The 21,025-nt window shown below is 59.8% G+C and carries 17 protein-coding genes and 1 pseudogene; 9 read left to right on the top strand and 9 right to left on the bottom strand.

The annotated features are described in order from the left end of the window. Window positions 1–25: 25 nt before the first annotated feature. The 5 genes from BGC09_RS10755 to BGC09_RS10775 form a co-directional block, all read right to left on the bottom strand. Window positions 26–1,153 carry an ABC transporter permease gene (locus tag BGC09_RS10755; RefSeq protein WP_218104017.1) on the bottom strand — a complete coding sequence of 376 codons (1,128 nt, stop codon included), beginning with the start codon at window positions 1,151–1,153 and terminating at the stop codon, window positions 26–28. Window positions 1,154–1,181: 28 nt separating this feature from the next. Beyond that, entirely contained in the window at window positions 1,182–2,141 is a 960-nt protein-coding gene (locus BGC09_RS10760) for an ABC transporter permease (protein WP_069804004.1), read from the bottom strand. A gap of 294 nt (window positions 2,142–2,435) precedes the next feature. After that, on the bottom strand, window positions 2,436–4,139 hold the full coding sequence (locus BGC09_RS10765) for a peptide ABC transporter substrate-binding protein (RefSeq protein WP_084658397.1): 1,704 nt from the start codon (window positions 4,137–4,139) through the stop codon (window positions 2,436–2,438). Window positions 4,140–4,716: 577 nt separating this feature from the next. Then, window positions 4,717–5,868 carry a ScyD/ScyE family protein gene (locus BGC09_RS10770; RefSeq protein ID WP_069804006.1) on the bottom strand — a complete coding sequence of 384 codons (1,152 nt, stop codon included), beginning with the start codon at window positions 5,866–5,868 and terminating at the stop codon, window positions 4,717–4,719. Window positions 5,869–6,040: 172 nt separating this feature from the next. Next, entirely contained in the window at window positions 6,041–6,565 is a 525-nt protein-coding gene (locus tag BGC09_RS10775) for an NUDIX domain-containing protein (protein ID WP_176728899.1), read from the bottom strand. A 421-nt stretch (window positions 6,566–6,986) separates the two neighbouring features. Here BGC09_RS10775 and BGC09_RS10780 point away from each other — a divergent pair, with 421 nt between their 5' ends. Beyond that, on the top strand, window positions 6,987–8,000 hold the full coding sequence (locus BGC09_RS10780; protein WP_069804008.1) for a dipeptide epimerase: 1,014 nt from the start codon (window positions 6,987–6,989) through the stop codon (window positions 7,998–8,000). A gap of 297 nt (window positions 8,001–8,297) precedes the next feature. Here BGC09_RS10780 and rpsU read toward each other — a convergent pair whose 3' ends face one another. Then, window positions 8,298–8,486: a 30S ribosomal protein S21 gene (gene rpsU / locus BGC09_RS10785; RefSeq protein WP_052890055.1), complete on the bottom strand. Its 189-nt coding sequence runs from the start codon at window positions 8,484–8,486 to the stop codon at window positions 8,298–8,300. A gap of 342 nt (window positions 8,487–8,828) precedes the next feature. Here rpsU and BGC09_RS10790 point away from each other — a divergent pair, with 342 nt between their 5' ends. The 5 genes from BGC09_RS10790 (at window position 8,829) to BGC09_RS10810 (ending at window position 13,413) form a co-directional block, all read left to right on the top strand. Further along, window positions 8,829–9,470, top strand: a complete 642-nt coding sequence (locus BGC09_RS10790; RefSeq protein ID WP_069804009.1) for an HD domain-containing protein — start codon at window positions 8,829–8,831, stop codon at window positions 9,468–9,470. Window positions 9,471–9,530: 60 nt separating this feature from the next. Beyond that, window positions 9,531–9,947: a hypothetical protein gene (locus tag BGC09_RS10795; protein WP_069804010.1), complete on the top strand. Its 417-nt coding sequence runs from the start codon at window positions 9,531–9,533 to the stop codon at window positions 9,945–9,947. Between the two features lie 121 nt (window positions 9,948–10,068). Next, entirely contained in the window at window positions 10,069–10,632 is a 564-nt protein-coding gene (cas4, locus tag BGC09_RS10800) for a CRISPR-associated protein Cas4 (protein ID WP_069804011.1), read from the top strand. Window positions 10,633–10,850: 218 nt separating this feature from the next. Then, a complete protein-coding gene (locus BGC09_RS10805) occupies window positions 10,851–12,122 on the top strand; it encodes an ornithine cyclodeaminase, nickel-pincer nucleotide-dependent (RefSeq protein WP_069804012.1) in 1,272 nt (423 codons plus the stop codon). A gap of 310 nt (window positions 12,123–12,432) precedes the next feature. After that, entirely contained in the window at window positions 12,433–13,413 is a 981-nt protein-coding gene (locus BGC09_RS10810; protein WP_084658399.1) for a DMT family transporter, read from the top strand. Between the two features lie 72 nt (window positions 13,414–13,485). Here BGC09_RS10810 and BGC09_RS10815 read toward each other — a convergent pair whose 3' ends face one another. Next, window positions 13,486–14,559 carry an RpnC/YadD family protein gene (locus BGC09_RS10815; RefSeq protein ID WP_141727742.1) on the bottom strand — a complete coding sequence of 358 codons (1,074 nt, stop codon included), beginning with the start codon at window positions 14,557–14,559 and terminating at the stop codon, window positions 13,486–13,488. A gap of 753 nt (window positions 14,560–15,312) precedes the next feature. On the opposite strand from BGC09_RS10815, the gene thrS reads away from it, so the two are divergent. The 3 genes from thrS (at window position 15,313) to BGC09_RS10830 (ending at window position 18,502) form a co-directional block, all read left to right on the top strand. Beyond that, window positions 15,313–17,112: a threonine--tRNA ligase gene (gene thrS / locus BGC09_RS10820; RefSeq protein WP_069804014.1), complete on the top strand. Its 1,800-nt coding sequence runs from the start codon at window positions 15,313–15,315 to the stop codon at window positions 17,110–17,112. 152 nt (window positions 17,113–17,264) lie between these two features. Next, window positions 17,265–17,942 (top strand): nucleoside/nucleotide kinase family protein, encoded by a 678-nt coding sequence (locus BGC09_RS10825; protein ID WP_069804015.1) that lies wholly within the window; start codon window positions 17,265–17,267, stop codon window positions 17,940–17,942. Continuing rightward, a complete protein-coding gene (locus tag BGC09_RS10830; RefSeq protein WP_069804016.1) occupies window positions 17,939–18,502 on the top strand; it encodes a GrpB family protein in 564 nt (187 codons plus the stop codon). Before BGC09_RS10825 ends, BGC09_RS10830 begins: the two co-directional genes overlap by 4 nt. Before the next feature lie 87 nt (window positions 18,503–18,589). On the opposite strand, the gene aceB is transcribed toward BGC09_RS10830, so the two are convergent. Together aceB and BGC09_RS10840 are read right to left on the bottom strand one after the other, a co-directional pair. Continuing rightward, window positions 18,590–20,188 carry a malate synthase A gene (aceB, locus tag BGC09_RS10835; protein ID WP_069804017.1) on the bottom strand — a complete coding sequence of 533 codons (1,599 nt, stop codon included), beginning with the start codon at window positions 20,186–20,188 and terminating at the stop codon, window positions 18,590–18,592. A 184-nt stretch (window positions 20,189–20,372) separates the two neighbouring features. Continuing rightward, window positions 20,373–21,025: pseudogene (locus BGC09_RS10840) on the bottom strand (isocitrate lyase); the annotation flags it as partial.

Here is a 21,025-nt window from a genome sequence, read left to right on the forward strand (position 1 = left end):
GAGGAGCCACGGGCAAGCGTGGCCCTCAATCTTTGGAGCGTGGGTCAAAGGCATCGCGCAGGCCGTCTCCGAGGAAGGAAAAGGCCAGCACGATCAGGGCGAGGACAGTCGTCGGGACCAGGATCTCCCAGGGGTGGGTATTGATGTAGGGCGTGGCATCGGAGATCATCAGGCCCAGACTGGAGCCGGGCGCCTGGACACCCAGACCGAGCAGACTGATGCCGGCCTCGCCAATGATGGTGTTCGAGATGTTGAGCGTCGAGGCCACCACGACGATACTCATCAGATTGGGGATGATGTGGCGGAAGATGATGCGCAGGTTGCTGCTGCCAGAGGTGCGCGCCGCCTCGATAAATTGCTGCTCCTTGAGCTGCAACGTTTGGCCGCGCACGTAGCGCGCCATGAGCGGCCAGACGGTGATTGCCAGAGCCAGCGAGACGAGAAGCAGGCGCCCGTTGCCGTTGGGGCCGATGATCGGGAGCCTGGCCAAAGCGTCGGAGGCTCCTGGACCAATGATGCCGGTCAGCATGATGGCAAAGAGCAGGCCCGGGAAGGCAAACATCAGATCGGTGAAGCGCGCCAGCAATTGATCGATCCAGCCCCCGAAGTAGCCAGCCAGCACGCCCACAATCAGGCCCAGCACAATGTCTACGACCTCAACGAGGGCCGCCACAATGATAGAGACCAGCATCCCTTGCATGAGCCGCGCCAGAATGTCGCGCCCCAGATCATCGGTTCCCAGCCAGTATTGAGCCGAAGGCCCCTCATCCTGGCGAATCAGCTCCTCATGATAGTAGCTGTGATAGACGCTGGCGGGCACTGGCCCGTTTTGGGGACTCTGGTAGACGCCGCCAATGCGCTGGTAGATAGGGGGTCCAAAGAAGGCGACCAGCACGAAGAAGATGATCAGTCCCAGACTGACCATCGCCCGCTTGTCACGGCGCAGGCGACGCAGTGACTCCCGCAGAGGCGAGGGCGCGCGCCGCTCCTGCTGCGCCTCCTCTTCGCCGGGAGGAATGGCAGACGGCGGGGCTTCGCTCACCCCGGCAGCTAATTCCAAAAGCTCAGCCGGCGGAGGCTGCAGGCCCGCATCGGGCATCACGAAGCTCTCACCGCCGGCCTCAGACGGCCTGTGCTGTGCATCCATAGACATGCTGCTTTCTCTCCTTCCTCGCTCTCCCCTATTCAAGCCGGATGCGCGGATCAACAATCGTATAGAGAAGATCGGATATCAGGTTACCGACCACAACGCCGACCGCCAGCAGTACGACGGTAGCCTGGATGACGGGATAGTCAAGGTCGATAACGGACTGCAGGGAGATGCGCCCGATCCCCGGGATGTTGAAAATCTGCTCGATGAAGAAGGTACCGGCGACCAGCAGGCCAATCGCCACCCCAAGAACGGTCACCAGCGGAATGAGAGCGTTGCGCAAAGCATGCCAGTAGATGACAACGCGCTCGCGCAACCCCTTGGCGCGGGCCGTGCGCACGTAATCTTGACGCAGTACTTCCAGCATAGTCGTTCGCGCTAAACGGGCAAAATAGGCGTAGCCGGCAGCCCCATAGACGAGGATGGGAACAATCTTCGGCTGCAGGTCAGTCCAGTCATATTGCCAGGGTGCGCCCCAGGACGAAGAGGGCCAGCTGGCCCCGGTCTTGCTGTCGATCCAGACAATGATCACCTGGGCCAGAATGGCAATGACGAAAGGCGGCAGCGCATAAATAATCAGGGCTACCCCCATATTGAGGGTATCGATCCAGCTGTTGGCGCGGATCGCCGAGAGAATGCCAATAGGAATGCCCAGCAGTAGCTCGACAATGAGGCCCCAGAAAGCCAGCTCCAGCGAAACCGGCACGCCGTCCTTGAGAATGTCCCAGACCGCGCGATTCTGGTACTTGAAAGATATGCCGAAGTCAAGATGGGCGAGATGCACTAAGTAGTTGTAGTACTGCTGATACCACGGCAGGTCTAGCCCATAGGCATGGCGCAGCATCAGCCAGGTATGGTAGTCAAAATGATCGCCCATCTGAGCCCGAATGGGATCACCCGGGGCCAGATACCCCATGATAAAGGTGATGAAGGTGATGCCCACAATCACAAAAATAAGCCCGATCAGGCGCTTCACCAGGAATTGGAGCATCGCAGGACTCCCACTCTCCGTTGCTTACTCGCCCTGGGCCTCGCCCCGCCAGCCACCGGCGGCTGCAGTCCAGGAACCCCAGGGCGCTTGCTGCTACAACCATAGCACAGGAATGTATGACTAGAGTATGCCTGACCAGGTAGGAAACAGGCAAGCCTGGTAACAGGCAAAACCTGGCATTCTGACCTCCTGGCCCGCGCCTGGCCAGAGGGCCTGCGGGACGGGCCAGGAGTGAGTGCAGAATGCCAGGCTTAACTCAGCAGCGCTTTGCTGGCAGCCAGCCAGCGCACTATCTCAGACGGTGAAGTAGATGTTGGACCAGTCGTCGGGCGGAATGAGCGACAGGCCATTGTAGACAATGCCGTGCAGCTTCGTGCTCTGCATGAGCTGAATCTTGTTCTGATAGATGGGAATCCAACCCACGTCATCGATGATCTGCTGCTCGGCCTGATTGTACTGCTGCATGCGCTCCGTCTGATTCAGGTTGACATCGGCTGATTCGAGAAGCTTCTGAACTTGCTGCTGCTTCGCAGCATCGGTCGAGTTGTTCTGACCGTAGTTCATCTGGTTGTAGCCGGAGCCTTTGTCGAAGAAGACCGACAGGAAGTCCTGCGGATCAGGATAGTCGGCCAACCAGCCGGAGATCCAGACCTGCAGGCCGTTGGGGTTATTAACAGTGGCGTTCTCCAGAGTGATGAGCTTCTCGTAGGTAGTGCCAACCAGCTTGACATTGGCCCCGAGGACGTTCTGCCACATCTGAGCGACGGCCTGAGAGGCGTCAACGATGGCCTTGACGTCGGTGTAGTAGTTGAAGGTGATGGTCGGCAGCGAGGTCATGTGCTCTTCTTGCAGACCCTGCTGCAAGAGCTGCTTGGCCTTGGCCTTATCGCCGGAGAGGCTGCTCACCCCCGCCGGGCCAACCAGGTTGGGATTGTAGCCCGGCATGCCTTCGGGCACAATGTGATTGGTGGCCTCAACAGTGTTCCTGAAGACGGTCTGCTGTAGCAGCTTTTTGTCGATGGCCAGTGCGAAAGCCTGGCGAATGTGGATGTTGTCAAAGGGCTTCACCAGGTAGTTCATGGTGATGTACCTGATGCGGAAGTTCACGTATTCGTGAAACTCCGGTGAGCTGCGTACAGCGTCGATCTGAGCCGGCGGGATGCCAACAACACCGGTGTAGTCGAACTGATGCGACTGGTAGGCGCGGAAGGTGGTGTCCTGGTCACCAGAGATCAGGTACTCCAACTTCTGGATCTTGGGCTGGGGGCCGTAATAGTTGGGATTGGGCACCAGCACGATGCCTTTGGTGTGATCGTAGCTCTGAACCTTGAAGGGCCCGTCACCACCTCCCTCTGTCAGGTGGTCGGTCCATTTGCTGCCGTACTTGTCGATCAGCTTCTTCTCGACCACGTACGAACAGGGGTAGGTCAGGGCCTGCAGGAAATAGGCTGCGGGCTTGCTGATCTTGATGACGACCGTGTTGGGATCGGGCGCCAGCAGGCTATCGCCGATCAACGTCGGGATCTTACCGCTGGTGATCTTGTCGTAGTCCTTGATCAGGTTGAGATAGTAGGCAACCTGCGACTTGGTGGCCGGCTGCAGGGTGCGGTCGATGCTGTAAATAACGTCCTGCGAGGTGAGCGGCGTACCATCGCTGAATTTGAGGTTGGGCCGCAGGTGGAAGGTGTAGGTGAGGCCATCAGCAGAGACCTCATGAGACTGGGCTAGCTGGTCGCGGAGCTGCACGTTGTGGTCCCACTCGACCAGGCCCGTCCAGATTGTCTGAATGGTGTTGGCATCGACGGCAAGCTGGACCAGGGCCGGGTCCAGCGTGCCAAAATCGGTCGCGCCGATGGGGATGCGCAGCACCTGCTTGTCAGGTGGCGCAATTTGCGTGCTACTCGTGCTGCTCTGACCACCGCCACAGGCCACGAGCAGCGCGATGAGGCAGAGCAAGGCCGGAATGAAGGCCAAAGGGAATGGTCTGCTCTTACGCACGGGTAACCTCTCTTCTGGCTTCTGTCCTGTCGGGACGGAGAAGATGGTAATGAGTGGCTTTTTACCAGCCGGCACCGACTGGTAAGAGAAAGAAGATGCTTCCTGCTACGCGCGCCCATGAGGATGGCGACGTTTCTCCTTTAGCATCGTTGCCTCCTTTCGATCGCTGAAACGTCCGCTTGGCTGCCTTCCTTGTAGCAGGCTGAGCTGTATAGATATTACGTCCATTCTGGGAGAAATCTCTCAACAATTTGTACCCGCTCCGTTCCCTGCACGCCTCTACATCAGCGCCTTCCCCCAGTTAGCCGTGCTCAGATCAGAGAGCTTCCTCCCTCTTTCCCTGCTATTCTTCCTCGCCTCGCAGGTCATCTCCCTCTCCCCTCCCGTCAACCATGACTATAAGATGGATAAAGCTGGGTGTGCAAAGCGGAAGCGGGCGCGAGCCTGCTTGTCTGACGGTGAGTCCACAGCGCGTCAGCAGGCTCGCGCCCGCTCCTTCCCTCATAGAGAAAAGCAGATCCCGCGCGCCAGGCCAGGCCCAGATAGAGCTTCGCGCAGGCCCGCGGGAAGGCAGGAGCTAGCGCTCAGAGAGATGGATACGTAGAATCTCTCCCTGACCAGGGCCGTAGCCGTAGCCTTTATTCGATACATAGAGGTTGCCATCCGGTCCAAAGGTCATGGCTGTCGGGAAGCTGAGGCCGGAGGCGACCAGTACCTGTCGTCCGCGCTCACTGACGCGCACAATCACGCCGGTGCCGGGCACCGGGCCGGCATTATTGGCCGTAGTGGTTTCCAGAACATAGAGGCGCCCACGCCAATCAAAAGCCAGGCCGACCACTGCCGTCAGCCCGCTCATCAGAACGCGCACATGGCCATGTGGCGTGATCGCCAGGAGCTTCTCTGTGCCAACACGGACCGGGAAGGTGCCCAGATTGGCCACATAGAAGAGGCCGCGATGGAAGGCCACCGCCGTCGGGACGATGTGGCCCTGGCTGGCCGAGATATCGGCCACGCGCTCAATCTCACTCCCTGCATGGCGGTCATGCTGCCAGCGCGGCGTAATCCGATCCAGCTCCCCGTGATTCGGCTCCAGCGCGTACAGGCTGCCATCGACGGCCACCATACTATACCAGGTCCCGTCAGGCTCGAAGTCCTCTTGATCAGGATGCTTGACCGGATGTGTCTGCAGAAAATGACTGAGATCGGCGATGTAGACCACGCGATGGCGCCCCGGCTCAAAGCGGAAAATAGCATTGGGGACCTGGGGCACGCCGTGGGAGCAACCAGCTCCAGCGAGCAGGCCATAGAGGGTATGGCCGATAAAAGCGAGATCTGAGACACCGCTCACCGTGCTCTCGCTGGCCTGGCTGGTCTGGCTGGAAGGCAGGTGATCGATCAGCGTCACTCGCTTCCCATGATGGTCAATGCGTGAAATGCGAGCAGTGAAGCCCCCAGTGTAGGGGCCAATCGGCGGCGGCACCTGCTGACAACGCCCCACTGTAGAGTGCTTGCCACCCAGACCACCCTCAGCGACGTAAAGCTGCCCATCAGGACCAAAGTGCAGCCCCCGCGGGTTGTTGAGTCCGGTTGCAAAGACGCTGACCTTGCCAATCGGCTCAGCCTGGGGCAGGGCTCGCGCCCGCGGCGGAGCCACCACCAGCGAGGCCGGTACGATCAGCCCGATGGCTACGGCACACACGAGGAGTCTTCTGAGGCGCGTAACGTTCATCTTTCTCCTCTCTATTATCATTACCATCTTATCCTAAAAAGGATATATACTTTTCAATTAGTATATATCCGTATGTTCTGCTACTACTATAGAGAGGAGGTCGAAACACAAGCAGGTGCCTGCGGGAGAGGCGGCCAACGGCGACAGCCTCTCCCCAGACGCCGCCAGAATCTCAGCGCATCAGGGGCACCAGCGTTTTGACGCGGCTCAGCTCTTTGTGTCGGCGCCGGTGATAGCTCAGGTAATCATCAAGGACACGCAGCGACTGGTGATCCATGCGCTGCCGCAGCTCGTTTTCCGGGAGCCAACACGGGCGGCCCTCCATACCCATCCGCAGCTGTCCGCCGCACACCCGCGCGTGATAGACAAAGCTGACCGTACTGAGGGCCCGCCAGTCAGTTGTTGCCAGCGAATAAAAATTGATTAGATCATCGGCTTCCAGCAGCAGCCCCGTCTCCTCACGTCCTTCGCGCTCTGCGGCCTCGCGTGGGTGCTCGCGCCAGGTCATAAAGCCGCCAGGGAAGACTGCCCGCCCGCTGGGAAGGAGCAGCACCAGATAGCGCCCCTGCTCTTCGACGACCACCGCTGCACTCCCGAAGGGCGGCAGCTTCCCGCCGAGCAGGCGATTCAGCAGATTAAAACAGTAACTGACACAGCGCTTCAAATACGTATAAAGTGCTGTCTTTATCGCATTCATATGCATGCTCTGTTTCCTCTTTTCTAGCTTCTTGCTCGAGAACCCGGCCCCCCGAGAGAGCCGCCAGGCTGTAGGTCTGACTGTCTACAGGAGCGAGGGCGTCGGTACAGGAGAGAGTATAGTCAGTCGCTGTTGCAATGAAGGCAGAGTTCAGTCTCAAGCCTGTCGCAACCTCATCATCGACCTTTCTCCAGACCAAACCAGGAGCAAGGAGCAGACAGCCATTGGCCTCCTATGCTATGCTCTGAAGCAGATACGGCCCTCCAGCCCTGGCGTTGCGTTGGACCTCCTATGCTGAGAGAGCAGCTCTGGAGTCAACCAGTCAGGTCCGAGGAGAGAGCGAAGGAGGAAGCGCGATGGGAGTCAGGAGGAGCCAGCCCGCAGCAATCAAGATTCCGAGGAGAGCAAGGAGCAGCCAATCATGCAGTTAGAGACTCATCCATTGCAGCTCAGACTCAGTACGCCCTTCCGCATCTCGCGTGGCGTCGAAGAGGTCGCCGACAATCTGCTCGTCACCATCACCCACGACGGCCTCAGCGGCTACGGCGAAGCCGCTCCTTCAGCCTACTATGGCGACACCCTGGCCACCACGCGCGCCTGCCTGGAGCACTTCGCCGAGGAGCTTGGAGATGATCCCTTCCTGATCGAAGACATCCTTGAGCGTCTCGACCAGATCATCGGGCGCAGCCCTGCCGCCAAAGCCGCCATCGACATGGCCCTTTACGACCTCGCTGGCAAGCGGCTCAACCTCCCACTCTATCGCCTGCTCGGTCTCAATCCCGAGCGGAGCGCCCTCACCTCTTTCACCATCGGCCTCGATACCCCCGAGCGCATGGCCGAGAAAGCGGCCCAGGCCGGCAAGTATCCCATTCTCAAGATCAAAGTAGGGACCAGGCATGACGTGGAGAACGTGCGGGCCATTCGTGCCGTTTCGCAGGCCACCCTGCGTGTTGACGCCAATGCTGGCTGGACCGTCAAGGAGGCCATTCGCACCATCAACGCCCTGGCCGAGTACGGCATAGAGTTTGTCGAGCAGCCCATCGCGCCCAGTGACCTGGAGGGCCTGCGCCTCCTGCGTCAGCAGGTCCCGGTCCCGATCATTGTCGATGAGAGCTGTGTCTCCCTGGAAGACATTCCGCGTCTTGCCGGCTGCGTCGACGGCATCAACATTAAGCTGATGAAATGTGGCGGTATCAACCGGGCCCTCAAGCTGATTCACGCTGCCCACGCCCATCACCTCCAGGTCATGCTGGGCTGCATGATCGAAAGCTCAGTGGCGATCACCGCAGCCGCTCACCTGACGCCACTGGTCGACTATGCCGACCTCGACGGCAATCTCCTCGTTGATAACGATCCCTTCAGCGGTGTACAAGTCGTCCAGGGCAAGCTGGTCCTGCCCGAGGCTCCTGGCCTGGGAGTGACGCCGCGCGCCTAGCCCAAAGGCGAGTCAGGCAATCTTCGGCCAGCAGGCGTCGCCGCGGATTCGGGTGTTGCGTCTCGGCTTCAAAGGAAGGGGAAAAGAGCGCGAGAGATATTTTCTACAGAAAGGTGAAAGGGAGACGAGAAAGAGCCACAGGAGGGAAGGACACGCCCCCATTCGGCAGTAGGGGAGCGTCAGGTGGGTCCCACCCTCCTCAGCAAGCTCCCCCCTTCTCCCAGAGAGGAGCAGCGTGAACGGCGATCATCGGCAGAGGGTGACGGCCAACATACCCATGCGGGCCTGCCGCCATCCCTAACCACGGCGCGAACGACGAAGTTTACGGCGCAGATTAGCCGCCTTGCGTTTGCGGCGGTCCTGCGGACTCTCGTAGCGCGCGCGACGGCGGGCCTCAGAGAGAATGCCATCCTGCTGCACGCGGCGGTTAAACTTCTTGAGGGCGACATCAAACGGCTCGCCCGGATTGACCTTGATCTCGCTCATCGAGAAAACCAGCCCCTATCTAGATCTGCCGCTACCCGCAGCGGCCCGCATGCAGCCCGCCGTCGGTAACAGGCATAGAATAGAAAGGTGAGAAATGCTGCAATGATGCTTCACTCCCGAGGAGCGCGGGGCCAGCACTGCTCTGCAACGAGCTGAGCGCGCCGCGCCCACCTCGATTGCTCCCAGTATAGCATACTTTGCGCGTGGGGCGCTATCCTTTCTCTGCTTTTCCCACGGACCGGCAACAGCAGGCCATACGCCGCGACGGAAGACCTGTGCTATAATAGAAACTCCCAGGACACTCACCTGAGAGAAATGAGAGTAACTGGAGAAGACGCGCATATGCCAACTCGCGATGACGCTTATCGTCTGATGACTGAACACGTGAAAAACCTGAATCTGCAGCGTCACATGTTAGCTGTCGAGGCCGCCATGCGCTTCTACGCTCGCCACTATGGCGAGGACGAAGAACTGTGGGGCATCACTGGCTTGCTGCACGACTGCGACTACGAGGAATATCCTGACCTGCAAGAGCATACCCGCGTACTGGCCGGCTGGCTGCGCGAGGCCGGCTACGACGAGCGCATTATCTACGCCATCCTGGCTCATAACGACCTCAACGCCGAGACTCACCCACGCAGCGATCTGCTCTCCAAAGCACTCTATGCCTGTGACGAGATCACCGGCCTTATCACCGCCACCGCTCTGGTGCGGCCCAACAAGAGTATTCTTGGACTAGAGGTCTCGTCGGTGCGCAAGAAGATGAAAACGAAGGGCTTCGCCGCCGGGGTTAACCGCGAGGACATCATCCGCGGAGCCGCCGACCTTGGCGTTGACCTTGACGAGCACATTGCCAATGTCATCACGGCCATGTCCCGCATTGCCGATGAGCTTGGGCTGGCCGGTTCCACTTCCAGCAATGGGGCTACGGCCAGCTCCAGCCCCGGGACCAGCGAGGCGCATCAGGCCGCTCGCAGCGAATAAGCCCCGTGCCGATGAAGGCGCAAGGGAGTGCCGTTACGCCACCGCGGTGGAGGAGCCTCCATGCAGCCAGAGCAACGCCTGTCGCGAGGAAGACAGAAATCCAAGCGCTACTTTACCGCCAGCGAGGTGGCAGCCTTTGAATACTGTCCGCTCGCCTGGTGGTACGAGCAATACGAGCCAGCCGCCCAGGCAGATACAGAAGAGCTATTCGCGCGCATGGTCGAGCTGGAGCATGAGCATGGCCCCCAGGCCACAGCGCTCCCAGAGTACCAGCTTCACGAGCGTCTCTTGCTACGACGAGGTGCCTTCGACAACGGACAGGAGCAGCATCGAGAGCACGCAGAAGCGGTGGAAGATGTTTACGATGAGGCGCGCGCGCTTCCCTTCGCCGGCTGTAGTCGCCGGCTCACCCTGGTCGCCATTGTGCTCTTGATCAGCGCCATCGCGCTGATCGCCGCCGCTGTCTTCCTGCGCTAACTGGTCGGTTGAGGGTATGCGCTCGCTCCGCTCGCCCAGAGCAGCCAGTGCCCCGCCGAGCATGAGTGAGCGACGCGGCGCATCATGAGCAACAGAGAGCGCCTGAACGAAGAAACGAACCATGCTCAATAGCATCTTGCTTTCGCTTGGCCTTGCTGTTCTGCTCATTGCCATCGCGCTCTTGCTCCTGCTACGCAACGAGCGCGCTGCCCAGCGTGCCCGCTTGCTGGCGGAGCGCCAGCGTGCTCTGGGCCTGCCCGAGGGCACCCTTGTCTATGAGGACGCTGACGGCCAGGGGGAGCCGCTGGCATCGAACAGCTATCCGCTGGTTGGCAAGCCGGACTACGTGGTCGAGCTACCAGATGGGCGACCTGTGCCGATCGAGCTGAAGCCACAGGTGCAGAATGCCACCGCTCCCTATAGCAACCACGTGGTGCAGATCGGCGCTTACTGCCTGATTCTGGAGGACTACTTTGCTGTTCCCCCGACGCACGGCATTCTGCGCTATGGCGACAACGAGTTTACGATCGAATATACGCCAGCGCTGCGGCGCAAAGTGATTCGCCTACTAGAAGAGATGCAGCGCTGCAGCGCCGAGCAGCCGCCGCTCCTTGCTCGCCAGAAGGCGGCCAAGTGCCGTGCCTGCCCCTTCCAGACCATCTGCCCTATCGGACGACGCTGGTAGCCAGTACCGCAGCAGCTCCAGGCCGGCGCCAGGAGTTGACAGCTATGCCTGGGCGCACTAAACTGGACCCAAGAACAGCGCGCGGGGTCACAGGTGGCAGCGGAGTCGCCTCTCTTCCTCTCTGTTCTGTTCTTGCCCTGTTACTTACAAATAAAACAGCACAAGCAGCTGTGCTTGCCTGTTGTTCCATCTTGTTTGGTCTGGGAGAAGCTCTTCTCATGGCAAGCGAAATTATTGAACTCACTGGACATATCATTGACTCCTGGACGTTGCCGCGCGCCTGGGACATCATCATGGATCGCGGCGGTGACTTCCTCATCCAGGAGATTCAGGTCGGGAAGCATAAGAGCGAGCCGAGCTATGTGCGCATGGAGATCAAGGCCAACGACGAGCAGACGCTCGATCTGATTCTCTCGGAGCTACAGCAACTTGGGGCGATGCTGGTCAATGGCCACGATGTGCGCACAGCGCGTGTGGAACAGCGGGGAGTGCTCCCCGAAGGTTTTTATTCGACGACGAACCTACCGACCCAGGTCCGGCTCGGGGGCCAGTGGATCGACGTTGAGCATATCGAGATGGATGTGGCCATCGTCATTGATCGTGAGCACCGCCGTGCCTACTGCAAGCCAATGCACGAGGTCGAGATCGGCGATGAGGTGGTGGTCGGTCACGAAGGCATCCGCGTGCAGTCCTTTGAACGCGCACGCGAGCGCGAGATCTTCGCCTTTATGCAGAGCGATGTCTCTTCCGAGAAGGCAAAGATCTTGATGATCCAGCATATCGCGCGCCAGATGAAGGAGACGCGGGACCGCGGGGGGAAGATTCTCTTTGTGCTTGGTCCGGCGGTGATCCATACGGGGGCGGGCCGCTATGTAGCGGAGCTGATCCGCCGCGGCTACGTGCAGGTCATTTTCGGAGGAAACGCTATTGTGACTCACGATGTGGAGACAGCCCTCTTCGGGACTTCGTTGGGGGTCGATCTACACACGGGTGAGCAGGTTGAGGGTGGCCATCGCAATCACTTGCGCGCGATCAATGCTATTCGGGCGGTCGGTTCACTAGAGAAGGCGGTCGAGGTTGGCCTGCTCCGCGAAGGGCTGACCTATGAGGCGATCAAGCATCAGGTGCCGCTAGTGCTGGCCGGCTCGATCCGCGACGATGGCCCGATGCCGGGCGTGATTACCGATATGCAGGAGGCACAGCGTCAAATGCGCCAGGCCCTGCAAGGGGTGGAAATGGCCATTATGGTGGCTTCCATGCTGCACGCCATTGCCACTGGTAACCTGCTGCCGGCCACCGTGCGTACGGTGGTGGTGGATATCAACCCGGCAGTGGTGACGAAGCTGGCCGATCGCGGCAGCTTCCAGGCCGCTGGCCTGGTCACGGATGCCGAGCTCTTCCTGCGTGAGCTGGTCGAGGCTTTGCGGCGCGAGGCCGATCTTCCCAACGTGGCAACCTTGCAGGCCAGCCCCAGCCACACCCACAGCTAGCGACGTTGTCTCTGCTCTCCCTTATTCAGCACCGCCGTCGCTTGTTCCCGCCTCTCCGCCCGCCACAGGCTGACGGGGCGGGGCTTTTTGTGTTAGACTGATGACCGGCTGCCTGGCAGCCTACCGCTCGGCTCCGACGACAGATAGATAGCCGAGCCTGCCAGGATAACCGTACCTCTCTGCCTGCCCTGCGACCTCCGCGCTGCCTTGACAGGCGGAGACCGGGGAGAGGTGCAATAGCAGCGTTGCTGGATAGACAATTGGGAACCATAGGCTCGCGGTCCCCTGGAAAGGTACCTGTCTCATCGCTATGACCCCACAAGAGAAGCCCTCCGCTCGGCCAGAACAGCCCGAGCTGGTCTCTTCAGTCTCTGCTCCTGGAGCACCGTCTCTCGCAAGAGGACTCTGGTGGCGCCTGCGCATCGATGGGTTGCTTCTGGTGGTGACGATGATCTGGGGCAGTACGTTCCTGGTGACGAAGTACACCATCCATTTTGTCGGTCTCTTTACCTACTTGGGATATAACTTCGGCATCGGAGCGCTGACGCTGGCGCTGCTTTTTCGCCGCCACTTACGCCATCTGACAGGTGCTGAGCTGCGTAGTGGCCTGATTCTCGGTCTGCTGCTCTTTAGCGGCTATGCTCTGCAGACGTTGGGCTTACAGTACACGATCACGAGCAAGGCAGGCTTTATTACGGGCCTCTATATTCCCCTGGTACCGCTCTTTGCCGTCCTGCTCCTTCACCAGCGCCCCTCGCTAGAGGCAGGACTTGGCTTTCTCTTCTCGCTGCTGGGCCTGACGCTGCTGTCGGTGAACAAGGATTTCAATTTGAGCTTTGGCCTGGGCGAAGCTTTGATTCTGGGCTGTGCGATTGCTTTCGCATTGCATATCGTCTGCATCAGCAAGTTTGTGGTGGGGGCTGATGCTCTCAATCTGGCGATTGTCCAGCTGGCCACGACTTCAGCACTGAGTTTGACAACGGCACTGCTGACCCATGAGGGATTGCTGTTGCCAGCCAGCGCGCCAATCTGGGGAGCAGTGCTTTTTATGGGGGTGGTGGATATCGGCTTCTGTATGGGGACGATGAACTGGGCCCAGCAGTATATCAGTAGCACACATGCGGCTCTGATCTATGCCTGCGAGCCGGTATGGGCGGGAATCTTCGGGACGCTGGCAGGCCAGACCTTGAGCGGCCTGGCCTGGGTGGGCGGCGCCTGCATCTGCTTGGGAATGATCATGAGCGAGGTGCGCCTGGCAACGCTGCTGAAGAGTCGGCGGCGCTCGAGTTAGAAGGCGAGCAGTCTCGCCTTCATCTTCAGCAGCACAGAGCAGGAGCAGTCAGCCAGTACAGCGGATGGCTGTCTACTGCTCCTGATGCTCGATTTTACCGTTGGACGGGCGACGACGCCCGTTCGTCTGCTCCACCAATCGCTGGCGAAGTTGCTCTCCTTCCTGGATCAGGCCAACGCTTACTACCAGCTCGGTCAAGACCGCTGGCTCGTTGATGCCAGCAGCAACCTCCCGGACCAGCTCACCAAGCTCGGGAAAGCGAGCAGATACCATGACTACCAGCATGCGCCGCAATTCGTTCAGGCGCTCGGCCCGCTCTTCCCGACGTCCTTCCTTGAGACCTTTCTCACGCCCCTCCTTCAACCCCTCCTCCAGAATCATTTGATAGATATCTGTCTGTTTCAGCTCCTGAATGAAATCAGCCAGCATAGTAAACTGCTCCTTTAGCCACTGACGCTCACTGGCCGGGGCCGCAGCCCAGGCCAGGGCCGCGATCAAGAAACCGATGGCCAACAAGTCATAGCGTCCGGCCTGCTCCAGACGCCTCTTCATCTCCACAATCAGCTCACGACGTTGCCCTTCACGTGTCAAAGGCAGCAGCGGCAGCGTGCCCCAGCGTCCCGACTGCAGCAGTTCCGCCGCTGGCGTATCCCAGAGCTTCAGCACCAGGAAATGAAATTCATGCACCTTCTTTTTGTTAGGTAACTCACGCTGATAGGGCGTGAGCGGCGCGGCACAACGACGGAGATAGACAACACACGACCAGACCGGGCATCGATAGCGCTGGTCCGCAAGAACATTATACAACAGCAGACGCTCGGCCATTCGAGCATCAGGACCACTTTGAAACTCTAAATGCACCATCACTGGCTTGCCCGCCAGCTCACAGGCGCTCACCACATCAGCCCGCAGCGCTCCTAGCTCTCTCAAGAGCGGAATATCTGCAAGCACAAACTCGGCGGAGGCATCGCGCTGATAACGCGCCTCGGGCAAAACAAGCTCGACAAAATCCTGAGCCGCCAGCTCGAAGAGCCGCTTCAGCGCCAGATCCCAGGATGTTCCCATTGCCCCGTTGGCCTGTTCCTCCTCCCACATTAGATTGATGAATTGATTATAACAGATATCGTTTCTTATTACAACCATCATTCTTTCATTTTATATTACACAAGAATTCTCTTATAAGCAAGCAAGCTATATTAAAAGGAAGATTAATACTCTGTATAGATCAAACCTGCAACAGCCATCTCGTGCCCTTTTCTCAGGCTGTCCTTTACACTTGACGGTAAGTGTGCTATACTTAGAAGCACTGAGATTATGGCCCCAGCGTCTCGTCGCGAGACGACAGCGTAATCATAAGCATCTCCAAGCACAAGAGAAGATCAGCAACAGCGGCGATCACGCGAGACATGTCCCCTCCGCAGGGCATCCAGAGAGGCAACGCCAGCGGCTGCAAGCGTGCCTGCCCGAGGGAGATGGAGATCCATTTCCGCAGCAGCTTGGTTGCTCTGTTAGCTCGCTACTAATTGTGAGCGCCAGCCAACCACTCTGCTCGGAAAAGGAGTACGGAATGGGATACCCCTCGCCAGCCTGTACCGAGCCAGTAAGGTACACGCCTCGACCCCGTTAGCGGTCGCACGAGCGCAGGTCTTTGCTCTCCTGCCAGAGCCATATTAGTGGCGCTGGTTAGGCAGCGTGAGCTTGAGTAGCTCCTTTGGCATGCGAGTCCTGCTCAGGATGAGCGCCTGCGGAAGATGGGTGGAACCACGGAAGTCTCTTCGGCCTTTCGTCCCTGTTGGGATGAAAGGCTTTTTTGTTGTTCCGTCTGTTCCGTTAGCGAAGGGACAACCTCGTCTATGAGCGAGTGCACCAGTAGGCCAGACAGGGAGGTGTTTCGAAAAGATGCCAGCAGAATCTGTCGAAGCTGAAATTCAAGAAACGGTCAATTATACGCCGCTCCAGCGTATGCGCCATTCCGCGGCCCACGTCATGGCCGAGGCCATTCAGGAGATGTTTCCCGAAGCCCGCTTCGCCATCGGGCCGGCCATCGAAGATGGTTTCTATTATGATTTTGAGCTGCCGCGCCCGCTCACGCCCGAGGACTTTCCCGAGATCGAGCGCCGTATGCGGCGCATCATCGAGGCCAAGTATCCTTTCATTCATGAGCGCTGGCCGCGCGAGAAGGCCCTGGAGTACTTCCGCAACAAAGGCCAGGTCTATAAGGTCGAGATTATCGAGAACCTGCCCGACGAGGAGGTCGGCATCTATAAGCAGGGCAATTTTCTCGACCTCTGTCGCGGCCCCCATGTGGAGCATACGGGCCAGATCGGCCCTTTCAAGCTGATGCGGGTCGCTGGCGCTTATTGGCGGGGCGATGAGCATCGCCCCATGTTGCAGCGCCTCTATGGAACGGCCTGGTTCACGCAGGAAGAACTCGACCAGTACCTCTGGCGCCTCGAAGAAGCTCAGAAGCGTGATCATCGCAAGCTGGGCCGCGAGCTGAAGCTCTTCCTGATGAGCGAGGATGTCCCCGCCGGGGTGCCGCTCTTCTTACCCCACGGCGAGATGCTGCGCCACCTGATGGAGTCCTATGTGCGCGAGACGCAGGAACGCTACGGCTACCAGCACGTCTGGACGGGTCATCTCGGGAAAACGAGGCTCTATAAGATTTCCAAGCACTGGTATACGTATCGAGAAAACCTCTTTCCAGTGATGCGCGACGAGGAAGAGCAGTCAGAGGATGATGCCTATGTCCTGAAGCCGATGAACTGCCCTCATCATATCCTGCTCTACAAGTCGCAGCTGCACAGCTACCGCGAGCTGCCGATCCGCTACGCCGAGTTTGCTACGCTTTACCGCTATGAGAAGCCCGGCGTGCTGACGGGCCTGGCACGTGTGCGCAGCTTGACACAGGACGACGCCCATGTCTTTCTGCGCCCTGACCAGATTCAGGAGGAGTTCGATCGCGCTGTCAATCTGACGCTAGAGGTCTTCAATACGTACGGCCTCAACGACTACTGGATTCGCCTCTCTCTGCGCGATCCGCAGAAGAAGGAGGACTATGTGGGCAGTGATGAGGTCTGGGAGCTGGCCGAAAGCTCATTGCGGGCTGCGCTGGAGCACCACGGCATCGAGTACCGCGAGGGCATCGGTGAAGCGGCGTTCTATGGGCCAAAGATGGACTTTATGGTGCGCGATGCCCTGGGGCGCGAGTGGCAGTGCTCAACGATCCAGCTGGATTTTGTGCAGCCGGAAAACTTCGAGCTGGAGTATATCGGCGAGGACGGCCAGCCTCACCGCCCAGTGATCATTCATCGCGCGGTGACAGGCTCGACGGAGCGCTTTATGGCTATGCTCATTGAGCATTTTGCCGGCGCTTTCCCAGTCTGGCTCTCTCCCGTGCAGGCTGTGGTGATTCCAATCGCCGACCGCCATCTGGAGTACGCTCAGAAGGTCCTGGCTGCGCTAAAGAACGCCAGCGTGCGCGCCGAGCTGGATGCCCGCAACGAGCGCATGAACGCCAAGATCCGCGATGCTCAGTTGCAGAAAATTCCGTATATGCTGGTGGTCGGCGATAAGGAGACGGCCAGCGAGAGTGTGGCGGTGCGCCTGCGGACGAATGAAAACCGCGGCACGCAGCCACTGGCGGACTTTGTGGCCCATATTACGGAGATTATTCGCACGCGCAGCCGTGATCTCTAGCAATGGTTCAGCGGATGGGCAGGCCCAGGCCATGCAGAGAGGGGGGCCTCAGATCTCAGCCCCTGGCCTGGGTCCTGGTCCAATCCATTCCATTGGTCTGGTGGGGAGGCGCCGAGAAAGGGAAGAGCTATAAGAAGGGAGCCTGTCGTTCGATGTTGGTGGCTTTTGAGGGAATCGATGGGGCCGGTAAGACAACGCAGCTGCGCCTGCTGGAGGAGCGGGCGCGTCGCCAGGGACTGCGCGTGACCAGTCTGTCGTTTCCTCGCTATACCGAGACGGTTTTCGGGCGCTGCGTGGCCGCTTATCTGCGCGGCGAGTTCGGTCCTCTGGCGGAGGTGCCGCCACGCTCAGCCGCACTGCTCTTCGCCGGCGATCGGCTGGAAAGTCTGGAGTTGCTTTCTCGCCTGGCGACAGAAAGCGATCTCCTGCTGCTGGATCGCTACGTGGCCTCAAACCTGGCCCACCAGGGAGCGCGCCTTGCCGACTCAGAGCGCGATACTTTCCTGGCATGGCTGGCGCACCTGGAGTATGAGGTCTTCGGTCTACCGCGCCCCACGCTCACGCTCTATCTGCGCTTGCCGGTGGTGGTCGCCAGCAGGCTGCTGGCGACGCGCGCGCAGCAGCAGCGGAGATCAGACGCACGCGATATCCACGAGGAGAATGCCGCCTATCTGGCACGCTGCGCCGAGGTCTATGAACAGCTGGCCAGCGCCCACGCCGATGGTCCCTGGGAGATCGTTTCTTGCGTCGATGAGCAGGAGAGACTGCGCTCACCGGAGGAGATCCAGGAAGAGGCCTGGTCGTTGCTGGAAAGGTATCGCACCGTATGAGCCGCCGCGTTGTACTGGTTGACTACGATCCGCAGTGGCCGCAGGAGTACACCGCCGAGCGCCAACGGCTGCTTGAGGCCATCGGCCCCTGGCTGGTGGCTATCGAGCATATCGGCAGTACCTCGGTACCCGGTCTGGCCGCCAAGCCCATTATCGATATTATGGCCGCAGTCGACCAGCTCTCGCATGCCACTTCCTGTATCGAGCCGCTGCGTGCTCTCGGCTATGAGTACCTGCCAGAGGTTGAGCACTTTATCCCCGAGCGATGCTACTTTCGCAAGCTCCGCGGTGAGGAACATACCCACCATCTGCACATGGTGGAGTACAACAGTCCTTTCTGGCAGCGTCACCTGCTCTTCCGCGATTATCTGCGCACCCATCCGGCTACAGCCCAGGAGTACGCGCGCCTGAAGCGGGCGCTGGCGGCACGTTTCCCCAACGACGCCGCAGCTTATACCGAGGCAAAAACCGCTTTCATCAGGGGTATCGAAGCCCGGGCCGCTCTCTGGTCGGCTCAGGGACGGCCAGCGCCAGCCGCTGCTGAGCAAGATGAGCTGTAAGGACAGAGGGACAAGGGCCAGAGTCCCAACCAAAACAAAGCGGGAGGAGGAATCTTCTCCCTCCTCCCACATCTATCGGCAGGCTCATCAATCGATGAGCTCGTACGCCGGCAGCGTCAGAAACTCGGTAAATTCGCGGTTGGCGATAATGCCATCGAGGAGGCTGTAAGCCTGCTCGTAGCGGCGCGCCTGATAGGTCTGCTCGCCAAGGGCGGCCTTGATCTTCTCCAGCTCCTCGCGCGCCAGCTGGCGTACCAGCTCCAGTGTTACTTTGCGCCCATCGTCCAGGATGCCGCGCGGATGATGCACCCACTGCCAGATCTGCGAGCGCGAGATCTCGACGGTGGCGGCATCCTCCATCAGGTTATTGATCGGAACGCAGCCCAGACCGCCAAGCCAGGCCTCCAGATACTGGGTGCCGACGCTGATGTTGGTACGCAGGCCGCCCTCCGTGATAGTGCCCTCGGGGACACGCAGCAAGTCGGCAGCGGTCACCTGCACATCCTCGCGCTTGCGATCGATCTGGTTCGGCTGCGGCATGACGCGATCGAATTCCTCCTGAGCCACCTGCACCAGGCCGGGATGAGCCACCCAGGTGCCGTCATGGCCATCGGTCGCTTCGCGCCGCTTATCGGCACGCACGCGCTCCATCGCCTCTTCGTTGGCCGCCGGATTGTTCTTGATGGGGATCTGGGCCGCCATGCCACCAATGGCGTGGGCATTGCGCCGATGGCAGGTTTTGATGGTCAGCAACGTATAGGCCCGCATAAAGGGCGCGGTCATCGTCACCTGGGCCCGATCGGGATAGAGGAACTGCTCGTGATTGCGGAACTTCTTGATGGCGCTGAAAATGTAATCCCAGCGTCCGCAGTTGAGACCCGCTGAGTGCTCGCGCAGCTCGTAGAGGATCTCGTCCATCTCGAAGGCCGCCAGGATGGTCTCGATGAGCACCGTGGCCTTGATTGTCCCGCGCGGGATGCCGAGCTGCTCCTGAGCCAGGAGGAAGACATCGTTCCACAGACGCGCTTCCAGGTGGCTTTCCATCTTCGGCAGGTAGAAGTAGGGGCCAGTCCCGCGCTCGAGCAGGGCGCGCGCGTTGTGGAAGAAATAGAGGCCGAAATCGAACAGGCTGCCGGAAATGGGTTTGCCATCGAGCAGGACGTGCTTCTCCGGCAGGTGCCAGCCGCGGGGACGGACCAGCAGGGTAGCGATCTGCTCATTGAGGCGGTAGCTCTTGCCCTCGGGGCTGACATAGCTGATGGTGCGCCGGACGGCGTCGCGCAGGTTGATCTGCCCCTGCACGAGGTTGGCCCAGGTGGGAGTGAGGGCATCCTCAAAGTCGGCCATGTAGACCCTGGCCCCCGAGTTGAGCGCATTGATGATCATCTTGCGCTCAGCGGGACCGGTGATCTCCACACGCCGGTCTTGCAGGTCGGCAGGGACGGGGTTGATCGTCCAGTCTCCTTCACGAATGTGGGCCGTCTCTGGCAGGAAGTCGGGGAGCTTGCCGGCATCGATCTCGGCCTGCCGCTCGACACGCTTGCGCAGCAGCTCCTCGCGACGCCCCCCGAATTCGCGCACCAGCGTCACCACAAAGTGCAATGCCTCTGGCGTCAGTATCTCTGCGTATTCGGGCGGGACCGGTGCTTTGATCTCAAGCCCGTCTGGATAGCTCTGCTTCGTCATCTGCTTCGCTTCGCCTTTCTGCCTGACAACAATGGGGGCACGCCGATACGCCTGACGCGCCTGAACGCGCCCACCAGCCTCCGTCGTTTTCCCCCCCATTGTACGACATCGGTGCAGGCACGCTCAAGCGCGTCGGCGTTCGCCGCTACCCGTCAGGAGTGACCAGAAGATGGATGGAAGGATATCAATGGAATTGTTCTGCTTCGGTCGAACCGGCCAGCGCCACTGTCGAGGCCTGGCCGCCGGAGATGACCATCGCCACTTCGTCGAAGTAGCCAGTACCGACCTCACGCTGATGGCGCGTGGCCGTGTAGCCCTCGCGCTCCAGGGCAAACTCCTCTTCTTGCAGGTCGGCGTAGGCCGCCATGCCACGCTGACGATAGCCCAGCGCCAGCTTGAACATGCTCTGATTGAGGGCGTGGAAGCCGGCCAGGGTTACAAATTGGAACTTGTAGCCCATCTTACCCAGCTCGTCCTGGAAGGTGGCAATGGTATGAGCATCGAGCTTCTTCTTCCAGTTGAAGGAAGGCGAGCAGTTGTAGGCCAGCAGCTTGCCAGGATATTTCTCGTGGATGGCCTCGGCAAAGCGCCGCGCCTCGTCCAGATTCGGCTCGGAGGTCTCGCACCAGATCAGATCGGCATAGGGAGCATAAGCCAGCCCTCGGGCAATGGCTGCCTCCAGCCCGTGGCGCGTGCGGAAGTAACCCTCGGGGGTACGCTCACCGGTGAGGAAGGGATGATCAGCCGGGTCGACATCGCTGGTAATAAGGGTGGCCGCGTTGGCATCGGTGCGCGCAATGAGGATGGTCGGCACCCCCATGACGTCCGCCGCCAACC

This window comes from Thermogemmatispora onikobensis, assembly GCF_001748285.1.
Taxonomy (GTDB): Bacteria; Chloroflexota; Ktedonobacteria; order Ktedonobacterales; family Ktedonobacteraceae; genus Thermogemmatispora; species Thermogemmatispora onikobensis.

Bases quoted from the DNA above. Each gene is read 5' to 3' on its own strand.
- BGC09_RS10755 (WP_218104017.1), bottom strand. From the start codon at position 1,153: ATGTCTATGGATGCACAGCACAGGCCGTCTGAGGCCGGCGGTGAGAGC.
- BGC09_RS10760 (WP_069804004.1), bottom strand. From the start codon at position 2,141: ATGCTCCAATTCCTGGTGAAGCGCCTGATCGGGCTTATTTTTGTGATT.
- BGC09_RS10770 (WP_069804006.1), bottom strand. From the start codon at position 5,868: ATGAACGTTACGCGCCTCAGAAGACTCCTCGTGTGTGCCGTAGCCATC.
- BGC09_RS10775 (WP_176728899.1), bottom strand. From the start codon at position 6,565: ATGAATGCGATAAAGACAGCACTTTATACGTATTTGAAGCGCTGTGTC.
- BGC09_RS10780 (WP_069804008.1), top strand. From the start codon at position 6,987: ATGCAGTTAGAGACTCATCCATTGCAGCTCAGACTCAGTACGCCCTTC.
- rpsU (WP_052890055.1), bottom strand. From the start codon at position 8,486: ATGAGCGAGATCAAGGTCAATCCGGGCGAGCCGTTTGATGTCGCCCTC.
- BGC09_RS10790 (WP_069804009.1), top strand. From the start codon at position 8,829: ATGCCAACTCGCGATGACGCTTATCGTCTGATGACTGAACACGTGAAA.
- BGC09_RS10795 (WP_069804010.1), top strand. From the start codon at position 9,531: ATGCAGCCAGAGCAACGCCTGTCGCGAGGAAGACAGAAATCCAAGCGC.
- cas4 (WP_069804011.1), top strand. From the start codon at position 10,069: ATGCTCAATAGCATCTTGCTTTCGCTTGGCCTTGCTGTTCTGCTCATT.
- BGC09_RS10805 (WP_069804012.1), top strand. From the start codon at position 10,851: ATGGCAAGCGAAATTATTGAACTCACTGGACATATCATTGACTCCTGG.
- BGC09_RS10810 (WP_084658399.1), top strand. From the start codon at position 12,433: ATGACCCCACAAGAGAAGCCCTCCGCTCGGCCAGAACAGCCCGAGCTG.
- BGC09_RS10815 (WP_141727742.1), bottom strand. From the start codon at position 14,559: ATGATGGTTGTAATAAGAAACGATATCTGTTATAATCAATTCATCAAT.
- thrS (WP_069804014.1), top strand. From the start codon at position 15,313: ATGCCAGCAGAATCTGTCGAAGCTGAAATTCAAGAAACGGTCAATTAT.
- BGC09_RS10825 (WP_069804015.1), top strand. From the start codon at position 17,265: ATGTTGGTGGCTTTTGAGGGAATCGATGGGGCCGGTAAGACAACGCAG.
- BGC09_RS10830 (WP_069804016.1), top strand. From the start codon at position 17,939: ATGAGCCGCCGCGTTGTACTGGTTGACTACGATCCGCAGTGGCCGCAG.
- aceB (WP_069804017.1), bottom strand. From the start codon at position 20,188: ATGACGAAGCAGAGCTATCCAGACGGGCTTGAGATCAAAGCACCGGTC.